The 12,862-nt window shown below is 69.8% G+C and carries 11 protein-coding genes; 2 read left to right on the top strand and 9 right to left on the bottom strand.

The genetic code is table 11. From position 1 onward, the window contains the following. Positions 1-127 precede the first annotated feature (127 nt). The 4 genes from D458_RS0113120 to D458_RS0113135 all read right to left on the bottom strand — a co-directional run bounded on the left by D458_RS0113120 (position 128) and on the right by D458_RS0113135 (position 4,882). The gene (locus D458_RS0113120) at positions 128-1,123 is read right to left on the bottom strand and encodes a GNAT family N-acetyltransferase (protein ID WP_026119261.1); all 996 of its coding nucleotides are present in this window, start codon (positions 1,121-1,123) and stop codon (positions 128-130) included. A 403-nt stretch (positions 1,124-1,526) separates the two neighbouring features. After that, positions 1,527-2,003, bottom strand: a complete 477-nt coding sequence (locus tag D458_RS0113125; protein ID WP_239647951.1) for a DUF3060 domain-containing protein — start codon at positions 2,001-2,003, stop codon at positions 1,527-1,529. Positions 2,004-2,160: 157 nt separating this feature from the next. Then, positions 2,161-4,254, bottom strand: coding sequence for an excinuclease ABC subunit UvrB (gene uvrB / locus D458_RS0113130; RefSeq protein WP_017587211.1), 2,094 nt, complete (start codon positions 4,252-4,254; stop codon positions 2,161-2,163). 187 nt (positions 4,255-4,441) lie between these two features. Beyond that, positions 4,442-4,882 carry a MarR family winged helix-turn-helix transcriptional regulator gene (locus D458_RS0113135; RefSeq protein WP_017587212.1) on the bottom strand — a complete coding sequence of 147 codons (441 nt, stop codon included), beginning with the start codon at positions 4,880-4,882 and terminating at the stop codon, positions 4,442-4,444. Positions 4,883-5,012: 130 nt separating this feature from the next. Between D458_RS0113135 and D458_RS0113140 the strand changes: the two genes are divergently transcribed. After that, on the top strand, positions 5,013-5,369 hold the full coding sequence (locus D458_RS0113140) for a hypothetical protein (RefSeq protein WP_017587213.1): 357 nt from the start codon (positions 5,013-5,015) through the stop codon (positions 5,367-5,369). A gap of 44 nt (positions 5,370-5,413) precedes the next feature. Here the strand turns inward: D458_RS0113140 and coaE are convergent, their stop codons facing one another. The 5 genes from coaE to polA all read right to left on the bottom strand — a co-directional run bounded on the left by coaE (position 5,414) and on the right by polA (position 12,000). Next, positions 5,414-6,016 carry a dephospho-CoA kinase gene (coaE, locus tag D458_RS0113145; RefSeq protein WP_026119263.1) on the bottom strand — a complete coding sequence of 201 codons (603 nt, stop codon included), beginning with the start codon at positions 6,014-6,016 and terminating at the stop codon, positions 5,414-5,416. A 33-nt stretch (positions 6,017-6,049) separates the two neighbouring features. Beyond that, positions 6,050-6,547, bottom strand: a complete 498-nt coding sequence (locus D458_RS0113150; protein WP_017587215.1) for a GNAT family N-acetyltransferase — start codon at positions 6,545-6,547, stop codon at positions 6,050-6,052. 258 nt (positions 6,548-6,805) lie between these two features. Further along, complete coding sequence (rpsA, locus tag D458_RS0113155; protein ID WP_017587216.1) at positions 6,806-8,305, bottom strand: 30S ribosomal protein S1; 1,500 nt, start codon at positions 8,303-8,305, stop codon at positions 6,806-6,808. 444 nt (positions 8,306-8,749) lie between these two features. Continuing rightward, positions 8,750-9,193 (bottom strand): alternative ribosome rescue aminoacyl-tRNA hydrolase ArfB, encoded by a 444-nt coding sequence (gene arfB, locus D458_RS0113160; protein WP_017587217.1) that lies wholly within the window; start codon positions 9,191-9,193, stop codon positions 8,750-8,752. Between the two features lie 44 nt (positions 9,194-9,237). Next, complete coding sequence (gene polA / locus D458_RS0113165; RefSeq protein WP_017587218.1) at positions 9,238-12,000, bottom strand: DNA polymerase I; 2,763 nt, start codon at positions 11,998-12,000, stop codon at positions 9,238-9,240. A gap of 117 nt (positions 12,001-12,117) precedes the next feature. On the opposite strand from polA, the gene D458_RS0113170 reads away from it, so the two are divergent. Then, positions 12,118-12,543 carry a PaaI family thioesterase gene (locus tag D458_RS0113170; protein ID WP_026119264.1) on the top strand — a complete coding sequence of 142 codons (426 nt, stop codon included), beginning with the start codon at positions 12,118-12,120 and terminating at the stop codon, positions 12,541-12,543. Positions 12,544-12,862: the final 319 nt, after the last annotated feature.

Raw genomic sequence — 12,862 nt, forward strand, 5'->3', positions numbered from 1 at the left:
CGCGCTTGCGCGCCCAGGCTAATGGAGAGCCGACGTGATCCCCGTCACCGGGTCGCCGTCCCGCGGGGGCGGGGAGGCGGCGGCCTCCAGCCGCCCCGGAGACCCCTGGGAGCGGCTCAGACGGACGTCAGCGCAACGCCAGGGCGGGACGGACCTCCCAGGTCGTCCACACCGGGCGGTAGCCCATGCGGTGCCAGAACGGGCCGGAGAGCGGGTTCATCGCGGCGTAGTTGAGCACCGACACCCCAACCCCGTGGCTGTCCAGCGCCTGGTGCGCCTGACTGACCAGGGCCGTGCCGATCCCGTGGCCGCGCTCGGCCGCGGAGACCACCCCGTAGCCGATGTGCGCGATCGGGCGCGCCTTGACCAGGGACTTGGCCCAACGGGAGCGTTCCGGCGGGGACACCCACAGCAGACCCACGGCCCGGCCCCGGCGCTCGGCCAGCCAGATCCACGAACGCGAGCGGTTGAGCGCCCGCGCGGCGACCTTTCGGGTCTGCTCGGCGGTGTCGGGCTGCAGGAACACCCCGCCGAAGTTCTGCTCGTAGCGGTGCTCCTCCATCAGCAGGCCCACCACCTGGGTCAGGTCGCTGATGTCGGCCAGCCGGATGGCCACGTCGCGCGGCGGCAGGGACGGCGGAACCCCGCGGCGGCGCTGGCGGGCGGCGAGCACGGTGTAGGGCTGCAGGCCGTGGCGCTGCAACGGGATGATGCCGGCCACGTCACGGGCGGGCCAGCTCACCAGGGCGGCCGACTCCGAACCGGTGCCCGTGGGCAGGTCCTCGAGCTGGTCGCGCCAGCTGGTCAGCAGGGAGTCCAGGGCGCGGGCGGGCTCGGGGCCGCCGACGATGGGGGTGAGCCAGTGCTGGTCGGGCACGCCCCAGATCCGGCCGACCTCGCCCGGCTGGTACCAGGTGTAGTGCATGCTGCCCGCGGCGACCGTACGGCCGTCCTCGTCGCTGACGGTCAGCAGCGGATAGGAGTTGGGCGCGAACCCCACGGGCTCGGGAAGGAGGTGGTCCGACTCCGCCCAGCGCTGGGCGGCGGAACGCACCAGCGGGTCGAGTCCGACGTCGCCTCCGGGCGACTCGTCGTGTCGCACCCGCGCGACATAACCGCTCACCCGCCCCACCCCTCCATGCATCCCTCCCCTAGCGGGTCCTTCGTCAAGCGCATGTTCCCGGCCGGACTGACGGGTCCAGTCTCGTCACGGTGCCCCGCACGGCCGTCGCATCCGTCGCATCCGACGAACCCGAGTGGCGGGACGGAATCGACCGTACCTCCTCGAAGCCGCACAGGTGACCGGAAATCGGAGAACTCAGGGCGGTTCACTGTCTTCCGGTCGGTGGCGTGCACACCCGGGCGCGAGTGCGAACGGACGCGCACAACGGTAACGGACGAAGGTCACTCTCCGGCGGCGGGGCGGTCAATCCGTCACTACGACGGATTCCGGGGATCGGTCACCCCCGCGGCGGGCGGCTCCGGCACACGAATCGGAGACGTCCGGCGCCCGTTCCGCACCGGGCTCAGTACTGGGCGGTACCGCCTTCGCTGACGGTGGTGTTGCGCCCGTGGTTGACCACCTCGGGCTCTCCGGAGGCGAAGGAGACCTGGTTGTCCACGCCCACGAGCACGATCTTCACTGCCGTGCCCACCTCGACGACGGAGTTGCGCCCGGTGGCCTTCACCAGGCCGCAGTCGCCGTCCAGCACGACCACCGCGTCGTCGGCGGTGACCACGACCTCGCGGTCGGCGCAGTCCTCGTGTATCTCCGCGCCGTCGTCGGACACCACGATCACCTCGGCGTCGGTGACGCCGCCCTCCGCCCCCTCCTCCTGCTCCTGGCCCAGCTCAGGGGTGGGGGCCACCTCGTCGGGGTCGCCGCCGCCCGGGGCCGATCCGCACCCGGTCACCAGGAGACCCGCCAGCACCGCGCCACTCGCGATGCCCAGTAGCCGACCGAACATGAACTCCCCCACGCCCAAAAAAGACAAAAGCGACATACGCCTTACGCAAAGCACAAGAGTATGTCACGTGGAGGTAACTTCGCGACCTAACCGTTTTGTGATCGTTCTCTTTTCGATACTGAAACGAGTGCTGATGCGGGGGTTCCGAACCACCGGACCCCCGCACCGGCAGGCGCTCCCGCCACCGCGTCCCTCACTGGACCCCGGCCGCGTCCATCCCCCGAAGTTCCCTCTTCAGCTCACCGATCTCGTCCCGCAACCGGGCCGCCAGCTCGAAGTGGAGGTCGGTCGCGGCCTGGTGCATCTGCTCGCTCAACTGCTCGATGAGCCCGGCCAGCTCCGCCCTCGGCATGCTCGACACGTCCGCGCGCTCGCCCAACGCCGGCACCGGCGCCTTCGCCGACCTGCCGCCCTGGCGGTAGCCCGTCGACATGAGCTCCTCGGTGTCGACGTCCTCCCGGTTCAGGGTGTCCAGGATGTCCGCGATCTGCTTGCGCAGCGGCGTCGGGTCGATCCCGTGCTCGGCGTTGTACGCCAGCTGCTTGTCCCGCCGCCGGGTCGTCTCGTCGATCGCCGCCCGCATCGAGTCGGTGACGTTGTCCGCGTACATGTGCACCTGGCCGTCGACGTTGCGCGCCGCACGGCCGATCGTCTGGATCAGCGAGGTCTCCGAACGCAGGAAGCCCTCCTTGTCCGCGTCCAGGATCGCCACCAGCGACACCTCCGGCAGGTCCAGCCCCTCACGCAGCAGGTTGATGCCGACCAGCACGTCGAACTCGCCCACCCGCAGCTCACGCAGCAGCTCCACCCTGCGCAGCGTGTCCACCTCGCTGTGCAGGTACCGCACCCGGATCCCCAGCTCCGCGAAGTAATCCGTGAGGTCCTCGGCCATCTTCTTGGTCAGCGTGGTCACCAGGACCCGCTCCGAGCGCTCGGCCCGCTCCCGGATCTCGTGCACCAGGTCGTCGATCTGCCCGTCGGTCGGCTTGACCACCACCTGCGGGTCCACCAGCCCGGTCGGCCGGATGACCTGCTCGACCACGTCCCCGCCGCTCTGCCGCAGCTCGTACTTGCCCGGCGTCGCCGACAGGTACACCGACTGCCCGACCCGCTTGGTGAACTCCTCCCACCTCAACGGCCGGTTGTCCATCGCCGACGGCAGCCGGAAACCGTGGTCGACCAGGGTCCGCTTGCGCGCCGCGTCACCCTCGTACATCGCACCGATCTGCGGCACCGTCACGTGCGACTCGTCCAGGACCAGCAGGAAGTCCTCGGGGAAGTAGTCCAGCAGCGTGTTGGGCGCACTGCCCGGCTCACGGCCGTCGAAGTGCCGTGAGTAGTTCTCGATCCCCGAGCAGCTGCCCAGCTGGCGCATCATCTCCAGGTCGTGCGTGGTGCGCATCCGGAGCCGCTGCGCCTCCAGCAGCTTGCCCTGGCCCTCCAGCTCGGCCAACCGCTCACCCAGCTCGGCCTCGATCGTGCCGATCGCCCGCTCGGTGCGCTCCTCACCGGCCACGTAGTGCGAGGCCGGGAAGATGAACATCTCCTGGCTCTCCCCCAGCACCTCACCGGTCAACGGGTGCAGCGTCAGCAGCCGCTCGACCTCGTCACCGAACATCTCGATGCGGATCGCCAGCTCCTCGTACACCGGGATGATCTCGATCGTGTCCCCGCGCACCCGGAACGTCCCGCGCGTGAACGCCATGTCGTTGCGCGTGTACTGCATCTCCACCAGGCGGCGCAGCAGATCGTCCCGGTCCACCTCCATGCCCACCGACAGCTGGGCCATCCGGTCCACGTACTCCTGCGGGGTGCCCAGGCCGTAGATGCACGAGACCGACGCCACCACGATCGTGTCCCGCCGCGTCAGCAGCGAGTTGGTCGCCGAGTGCCGCAGCCGCTCCACCTCGTCGTTGATCGACGAGTCCTTCTCGATGAAGGTGTCGCTCTGCGGGACGTAGGCCTCGGGCTGGTAGTAGTCGTAGTAGGAGACGAAGTACTCGACCGCGTTGTTCGGCAGCATCTGCCGCAACTCGTTCGCGAACTGCGCCGCCAGGGTCTTGTTCGGCTGCATGACCAGCGTCGGCCGCTGCAGCTGCTCGACCGTCCACGCCACCGTCGCCGTCTTACCGGTGCCCGTGGCGCCCAGCAGCACGGTGTGGTCGTCACCCGCGCGCACCCGGCGGGTGATCTCCTCGATCGCGCGCGGCTGGTCCCCCGCGGGCGTCATCTCCGAGATGACCTCGAAGGGCGCCTCACTGCGCTTGATGTCACTGACCGGTCGCACTTGCCCTCTTCTCCCCGACGGAACACGCCCTCTCCACCCAACGCTACAGACCACCTGCGACATCCCGGTCCGGAGGAACCACACCGAGTCACCGCTGGGAAGGAGCGCCCGCAGACCCTGCGCCCACGGGTGGGGCGCACGCCGTGATCCGCTCCTCCAGCCCCGCCTCCACCGCGGAGCGCGCGCCCTACCGTCCGGCGGCGAAGGCGCTCCGGACGGCCTCGCCGATCCGCCGCTGGGCCGGATCGGCCTCCGCGCCGAACAGCCGTTCGTCGACCCCGCTGACGGCTCCCATCGCCTCCCGCAGAACGCGGTGGCCCTCGTCGGTGAGCGAGATGGTGGAGGCGGCCCCGGCGCGTGCCGTGTCGTCCTGCACCAGTCCGGCGGTCTTGAGCGCCTTCACCGCGGTGTGCGCGCTCTGCACGGTGATGCGCGACATCCGGGCCAGGTCGCTGAACGAGATGCCCGGGACACCCGCGATGTGCCCGAGCATCCCGAGCCGGCCCACGGTCAGACCGAGCCCGGCGAGGGCCTCGCCCAGCTCCGACTCGATCCGCCGGGTCAGGGTGAGCAGCAGCACCGACGTGCTCGTCACGGGGGCGTCGGGGCGCGCGTCTTCGTCAGCCATGCCCCCATTCTCCCCTGCCCGGGTCCCCGGCCGCCGTCCTCGGGACACCACTGCTAAGCTTCAGCCTTACTGAAGGTGGGCGGTGCGCCCGCCGTCCCACCGCCCTCCCCACCGAACAGGACCCCTGGCCGTGCTCGACATCATCAGACTGCTCCTCCTGACCGCCCACCTGTTCGGCATGGCCGCCGTCGTCGGCACGTTCTTCGTGCAGATGCGCCACAGAAGCGGCTTCTCCACCAACCTCGTACTCGGCGGAGCGATCGTCCAGGTCGCCACCGGCATCGCGCTGGTCGGCGCCCGCTACGCCTCGGACCTGGAGGTGAACCACGTCAAGATCGCCGTGAAGATCGGCATCGGGGGCGCCGTACTCGTCGCGGCCGTCCTCGCCGCACGGGCCCAGCGCGGACAGGGCAGGGTCAAGCCCCTGTTCCACACCGCCGGGGGCCTGGCCACCGTCAACGTCCTGGTCGCAGCCCTCTGGCAGTGACACCCGGCCTCCGGGCCCGCCTGCCCCCCGGCAGGCGCCGAACCCTAACCGGCGCGCTCCAGGAGCTCACGCCACAGTTCGGCGACCCGGTCGTCGAGCTCCTCGCGGGTACCGGAGTTGTCCACCACCAGGTCGGCCGCGGCCAGCCGGGTCTCCCGGTCGGCCTGGACGTCGATACGGGCCCGCACCTGCTCACGCGGCATGCCGCGGTCCCGCGACACCCGCTCCACCCTGACCTCGTCGGGGGTGTCCACCACGACCACCACGTCGTAGAGCGAGGCCAGCCCGTTCTCCACCAGCAGGGGCACGTCGTAGACCACGACCCCGGCGTCGGAGGCCAGCGCCTCCTCCATCAGCCGACCGCTGCGCTCGGCCACCAGGGGGTGGACGATCGCGTTGAGAGCGGCCAGCCGCGACTCGTCGGCGAAGACGATCTCACCGAGCCGGGGCCGGTCCAGCCGCCCCTCGGGGGTGAGCACACCCTCCCCGAACTCGGCGACGACCTCCGCCAACCCCGGCGTTCCCGGCTCGACGACCTCCCGGGCGATGGCGTCGGCGTCGATCACCACCGCGCCGTAGGAGGACAGCGCTGACGCCACCGCGCTCTTGCCCGAACCGATCCCACCGGTGAGTCCCACTTTCAGCATGGGCCAAACCCTAGAGGTCGGGAAACCGCGGCGTCACGCCGACCCCACGGTCACCTGCTCCAGCTCCTTGCGCATGTGCACCATGACCAGGTGGTCGGCGACCCTCTCCCGATGGGTCTCGGCGTACCCCAGCGCCCGGTACAGGCGCTGGTTCTGCGCACTCTGCGCCCCGGTGAACAGGGTCAGCGCCGTCAGCTCGGGCCTGCGCTCGCGCAGCTCGTCCTCCACCCGGGTCAGCAGCGCCCGGGCGATCCCCCGCCGACGCAGGTCGGGGGCGACCACGAGGCGGCCGATCACCCCGGTGGTCTCCGTCGTCCCGGCCCGCACCGCCCCGACCAGGCGGTGCCCGACCACGGCCTTGAGCACCAGAGCGCTCTCATCGGCGAGAAGCCCCTCGATCCGGGACAGGCCCTCGGTGAGCGGCAGGATGAACGGGTCGCCGTAGGCCTGGGCCTCGTCGACGTAGGCGGCACGTTGCAGGGTGAAGATCTCACCGGCGTCGTCGGGGGTGGCCGGGTGGATGTCGAACACGTCGTCTCCTCGACGGGCCCCGCCCGGGGCCCACAGGAGACCACCCTAGAGCGCCGCGACCTCCCCGGACACAGCATCCCCGGACACAGCGTCGGCCCGTGGTGAACGGCAGAGCGGGCGACGCCGCCTCCCGGCCGACCGAACTCCCGGGGAAGGACCGGCTCCCGTTCCCGGGCACGGCGAAGGGCCGCCCCCACCGCTGGTGGGGACGGCCCTTCGGCAAACCATCACTCGGGCCGGAGCCCGGCGAAGAGGCGTTTAGGCCTCGCCGCCCGCGAGCTTCTCGCGGAGAGCGGCCAGCGCCTCGTCAGAGGCGAGCGCGCCGCTGGTGGAGTCGGAGCTGGACGACGAACCGCCGGTGCTCGGGGCACCACCGGTGTAGTCCTCTTCCTCTTCCTCCGGAGCAGGAGCGTTGGCGGCGTCGGCCTCGGCCGCACGCGCCTCCTCGACCTGCTTGCGGTGAGCCTCGAAGCGGGCCTGCGCCTCGGCGTAGCTGCGCTCCCACTCGTCGCGCTGCGACTCGAAGCCCTCGAGCCACTCGCCACTGTCGGGGTCGAAGCCCTCGGGGTACTTGTAGTTCCCCTGCTCGTCGTAGTCCGCGGCCATGCCGTACAGGGTGGGGTCGAAGTCCACCTGGTCGGGCGAGACGCTCTCGTTGGCCTGCTTCAGCGAGAGGCTGATGCGACGGCGGTCGAGGTCGATGTCGATGATCTTGACGAAGATCTCGGTGCCGACCTGGACGACCTGCTCCGGCACCTCGACGTGGCGCTCGGCCAGCTCGGAGATGTGGACCAGACCCTCGATGCCCTCTTCGACGCGGACGAACGCACCGAACGGAACGAGCTTGGTGACCTTGCCGGGAACGACCTGGCCGATCTGGTGGGTCCGGGCGAACTGCTGCCACGGGTCTTCCTGGGTCGCCTTGAGCGACAGGGAGACGCGCTCGCGCTCCATGTCCACGTCGAGAACCTCGACGGTGACCTCCTGGCCGACCTCGACAACCTCGCTCGGGTGGTCGATGTGCTTCCAGGAGAGCTCGGAGACGTGCACCAGACCGTCGACGCCACCCAGGTCCACGAAGGCACCGAAGTTGACGATCGAGGAGACGACGCCCTTGCGGATCTGACCCTTCTGGAGGGTGTTGAGGAACGTCTGGCGAACCTCGGACTGGGTCTGCTCCAGCCAGGCGCGACGGGACAGGACCACGTTGTTGCGGTTCTTGTCCAGCTCGATGATCTTCGCTTCGAGCTCGCGGCCCACGTAGGGCTGCAGGTCGCGGACGCGGCGCATCTCGACCAGCGACGCGGGCAGGAAGCCGCGCAGGCCGATGTCGAGGATGAGGCCGCCCTTGACGACCTCGATGACGGTGCCGGTGACGACGCCGTCCTCTTCCTTGATCTTCTCGATCGTGCCCCAGGCGCGCTCGTACTGCGCGCGCTTCTTGGACAGGATCAGACGGCCTTCCTTGTCCTCCTTCTGGAGAACGAGGGCTTCGACCTGGTCGCCGACAGCAACGACCTCACCGGGGTCGACGTCGTGCTTGATCGACAGTTCCCGGGAGGGGATCACACCCTCGGTCTTGTAGCCGATGTCGAGCAAGACCTCGTCTCGATCGACCTTCACGATGGTGCCCTCGACAATGTCACCGTCGTTGAAGTACTTGATGGTCTCGTCGATCGCCGCGAGGAAGGCTTCCTCGGACCCGATGTCGTTGACCGCTACCTGGGGTGTCGAGGTGGCCTCGGTGCTGCTCGTCATTTGTGGGTGGACTCCGGATACGGACAGGAACAGGAAATGGGCACGCCGTAGGTTCGAGCCCGTCGATCCGCATCCAGAAGTAAGAAGCGAGGATCACATTACGGAACGAGCCGTCCGTGACCGCCAGCCGCCGGGTCCAGAGTGGAGACCGAAGCGGTGCAACCCTCCTGCCCCCTACGGAGACAGCGGACGCCCGCACGAACCCACAACGATGACACCAGAATATGAGACAAGGGCGTCCTGGTCAATCGGAATCCCGGGCCACCAACCCGGCGAAGGCCGTAGTGGCCGCAATTTACCCGACTTCGGCAGGGAAGATCAACCAGGCCCCCGCCCATGTCCGACAGGGCCTGCCGCGCTCCGCCCCTCCCCCGCCGGGGCCGAGGGGGACGTCCCGAAAAAAGTCCGTAAGAGGCGCTCCGTCCGACACCCGACGGCCCTTCGTCAGTCCATCGGAGGCCGCGAACGCGCCTTCTTCACGTCACTCCGGCGACGCTTGGCCTCCAGCCGGCGGCGCTTGGCCGACCGGCTCGGCCGCGTCTTGCGGCGCTCCGGCGGCGGTGGAGCGATCGCCTCCGCCAGGATCTCGGCCAGCCGCTCACGCGCCTCCGCCCGGTTGCGGACCTGGGACCGGTGCGTCTGCGCCGACACCGTCAGCACACCGTCCACCAGACGCCCCTCCAGCCGCTCCAGGGCACGCGCACGCCGCGTGGAGCCCAACGCCCGGCACGAGGCCACGTCCAACGACAGCGACACCCTGGTGTCCGACGTGTTGACGTGCTGCCCTCCCGGCCCCGAGGACCGGGAGAACTTCCACACCAACGCGTCGGCGGGAACGGTCACGGGCCCCACGGCCAGCCCGCCCGTGGTCTCTTCCTGCCCCGCCACCGTCCCCACCTCCGAGTTCAGCGCCGCCCCGGGCCCTCTACGGCCTAGTGCGCGGCGTCGTGCCAGTTCTGCCCGCTGCCGACCGAAACGCCCAGCGGGACACGCAGATCATAAGCGGAGCCCATCTCGTGCGTCACGAGCTTTTCGACCGCCTCGCGCTCACCCGGCGCGACCTCCACCACGAGTTCGTCGTGCACCTGCAACAGCACACGGGAGTCGAACCCGCCCTCGGTGAGCGCCGCGTCCACCTGCAGCATCGCCACCTTGATGATGTCGGCCGCCGATCCCTGGATCGGCGCGTTCAACGCCATCCGCTCCGCCATCTCCCGACGCTGACGGTTGTCGCTGGTCAGGTCCGGCAGGTAACGGCGACGCCCCAGGATCGTCTCGGTGTACCCCACCCTGCGGGCCTCCGCCACCACCGTCTGCAGGTAGTCGCGCACCCCGCCGAAGCTCGCGAAGTAGTCGTCCATCAACTTCTTCGACTCCGCCGGCTCGATCCCCAGCTGCTGGGACAGACCGTAGGCGCTCAGCCCGTACGCCAACCCGTAGCTCATCGCCTTGATCTTGGAGCGGGCCTCGCCGTCGACCTCCTCCACCGCGACCCCGAACACCTGCGAGGCCATCTGCGCGTGGAAGTCGTACCCGCTGTTGAACGCGTCGATCAGCGCCTGCTCACCCGACAGGTGCGCCATGATGCGCAACTCGATCTGGCTGTAGTCCGCCGTGAGCAGCTCCTCGTACCCCTCACCGACCACGAACGCCCGCCGGATCCGGCGCCCCACGTCCGTGCGCACCGGGATGTTCTGCAGGTTGGGGTCGGTGGAGCTCAGCCGCCCCGTCGCCGCCACCGTCTGGTTGAACGTGGTGTGGATCCGGCCGTCGTCCGAGACCGTCTTGATCAGGCCCTCGACCGTCGTCCGCAGCTTCGTCTGGTCCCGGTGGTGCAACAGCACGCCCGGCAGCTCGTTGTCGGTCTGCGTCGCCAGCCACGCCAAGGCGTCCGCGTCGGTGGTGTACCCCGTCTTGATCTTCTTGGTCCTGGGCAGCTCCAGCTCCTCGAAGAGCACCTGCTGCAACTGCTTGGGCGAACCCAGGTTGAACTCGCGCCCCACGACCTCGTGCGCCCGCTCCACCGCGCTGCGCGCCGCCGAGGCGAACTCCCCCTGCAACCCCTCCAGGTACTCGCGGTCCGCGGCGATACCCGCGCGCTCCAACCGCGCCAGCACGTCCACCAGCGGCAGCTCCACCTCGTGCAGCAGGTGGGTACCGCCCCGCTTGCCCAGCTCCGCGGCGAGCACGACCGCCAGGTCCCGGGTGGCCGCGGCCCGCACCGCCAGGACGTGACCGCGCCCCGAACCGCCCTCCTCACCCAGGTCCAGGGTCATCTGCGCGCCGTCGGTGTCCTCCTCCAGCTCCCGGCCCAGGTACTTGCGGCACAGGTCGGCCAAGTCGAACCGGCGCTGCCCCGGCTGCGCCAGGTACGCCGCCAGGGCCGTGTCGCTGACCACCCCGCGCAGCGCCCAGCCGTGGGCGCCCAGGGCCAGCAGGGCGCCCTTGTACTCGTGCACCACCTTGGGCCGCTCCGGGTCGGCCAGGAAGGCCCCCAGCGCCTCGGTGTCCGCGGCGTCCGCCTGGGTGGGGTCCACGAACAGCGCGGCCCCGCTCGGCACGGAGACGGCCAGGGCGTCCACCCGGCCGCTCCCCTGACCCCAGGAGCCGTCGATCGCCAGGCCGGCCGGGGCCTCCTCCGTGAGCCCTTCGGCGGCGGCGTGCTCGACCAGCCAGGCCGCGACCTCGCCGGTACCCGCGACCGTCACGTCCACGGCGAAACCCTCGCCGGCCTCACCGGCTCCGGCGTCCTCACCCTCGTCCCCGCCCGAGCGGATCACCGCGTACAGGCGCTCACGCAGGTTGGAGGCGAACTCCAGGTTGTCGAAGAGCGCGTCGATCCCCGGCCGGTCGGCCTCGCCCAGCGCCAGCTCCGCCACACCGGCGTCCAACGCCACGTCGGTGACCAGCTTGTTGAGCCGCTGGTTGCGCAGCACGTCGTCCATGTGGTCACGGAAACTCTGCCCGGCCTTGCCCGGCACCTCGTCCGCCCGGGCCACCAGCTCCTCGAGCGAACCGAACTTCTGGATCCACTTCGCCGCGGTCTTGGGGCCCACCCCCGGCACACCGGGCAGGTTGTCGGCCTTCTCCCCCACCAGCGCCGCCAGGTCCCGGTACCGCTCCGGGGAAACGCCGTACTTGTCCTCGACCGCCTCCGGGTCCATCCGGCGCAGGTCCGACAGGCTCTTGCCCGGGTACAGCACCGTGCAGTGCTCGGTCACCAGCTGGAAGGCGTCCCGGTCGCCGGAGGCGATCAGCACCTCCATACCGGCCTCTCCGCCCTGATGGGCCAGCGTGGCGATCACGTCGTCCGCCTCGAAACCCGGCGCCGACAGGTTCGCCACACCGATCAACCGCATCAGGTCCTGGGTCAGCGGCACCTGGGAGGGGAACTCCGGCGGGGTCTCCGAACGGCCCCCCTTGTAGTCCTCGTACTCCTCGTCCCGGAAGGTGGGACCCGACAGGTCCCACGCCACCGCCACATGCGTCGGCTCCTCATCACGCAACAACTTCACCAGCATCGACGCGAAGCCGTACACCGCGTTGGTGGACTGCCCGGTACTGGTACCGAACTTGTCCACCGGAAGCGCGAAGAACGCACGGAAGGCCATCGAGTGGCCGTCCAGAAGAAGCAGGCGGGGGCGCCCGCCGTCGGCCTGGGATGTCTGTTCGGGGGTCTCTCGCTTGGTCACCACAGAACAAATCCTAGGATGCGCTACAGACACCCCGCGGCCATCACCGCGGGAACACCGCCCCGCCCCGGTCGGTTCGACCGGGTACGGGGCCACCTGAGCGGATCGGAAGGCAACACCATGACCACAGACGCCGACACACTGCGCGAACTCCTCGACTCCGGCGCGCTCATCGGCGGACTGGGAAAGACCATGGGCATCGAGATCACCGAGGCCTCCGCCGAACGCGTCGTGGGCCGCATGCCCGTCGAGGGCAACCGCCAGCCCTTCGGGCTCCTGCACGGCGGCGCCTCCTGCGTCCTCGCCGAGTCCCTGGGCTCCATCGGCTCCACCGTCCACGCCCAGCAGTTCGGCCGCGTCGCCGTGGGCATCGAGATCAACGCGACCCACCACCGCTCCGCCACCGAAGGCCACGTCACCGGTGTGGCCACCCCCGTCCACCTGGGCCGCACCCTCGCCACCTGGGACATCACCATCTCCGACGACAACGGCAAGAAGGTGTGCACCTCCCGGCTGACCTGCATGTTGCGCGACGCGCCCCAGTAGGCCCCTCCGAACACAAGCCACGCTTCACACGCAACCGCAACACCACTACGCGAATCCCGGCCAACCAGCGCCGACGCCCGCCGCCGCGGCACCACCCGCTTGACGGCCGGGCTTCGCCGTCCCCACTCTCCACGACAGATTGCTCCGACCCGTGCACTGACAGCGCACATTCGTCCAGGCAAGCGGCCAAAAGTCCCCATCATGACCACAGCTTCATAACAGCACAGAGGCGAGTTGGCACCAACGCACTCTTTCCACTTCCCGGACCCGAACTTCCGTGATTAAGCTCCGCTAACGCTCCTGATTAAGTCATGCCACA

The organism is Nocardiopsis ganjiahuensis DSM 45031 (genome assembly GCF_000341085.1).
GTDB classification, from domain to species: domain Bacteria; phylum Actinomycetota; class Actinomycetes; order Streptosporangiales; family Streptosporangiaceae; genus Nocardiopsis; species Nocardiopsis ganjiahuensis.

Bases quoted from the DNA above. Each gene is read 5' to 3' on its own strand.
- D458_RS0113170 (WP_026119264.1), top strand. From the start codon at position 12,118: ATGACCACAGACGCCGACACACTGCGCGAACTCCTCGACTCCGGCGCG.
- D458_RS0113125 (WP_239647951.1), bottom strand. From the start codon at position 2,003: ATGTCGCTTTTGTCTTTTTTGGGCGTGGGGGAGTTCATGTTCGGTCGG.
- D458_RS0113135 (WP_017587212.1), bottom strand. From the start codon at position 4,882: ATGGCTGACGAAGACGCGCGCCCCGACGCCCCCGTGACGAGCACGTCG.
- coaE (WP_026119263.1), bottom strand. From the start codon at position 6,016: ATGCTGAAAGTGGGACTCACCGGTGGGATCGGTTCGGGCAAGAGCGCG.
- rpsA (WP_017587216.1), bottom strand. From the start codon at position 8,305: ATGACGAGCAGCACCGAGGCCACCTCGACACCCCAGGTAGCGGTCAAC.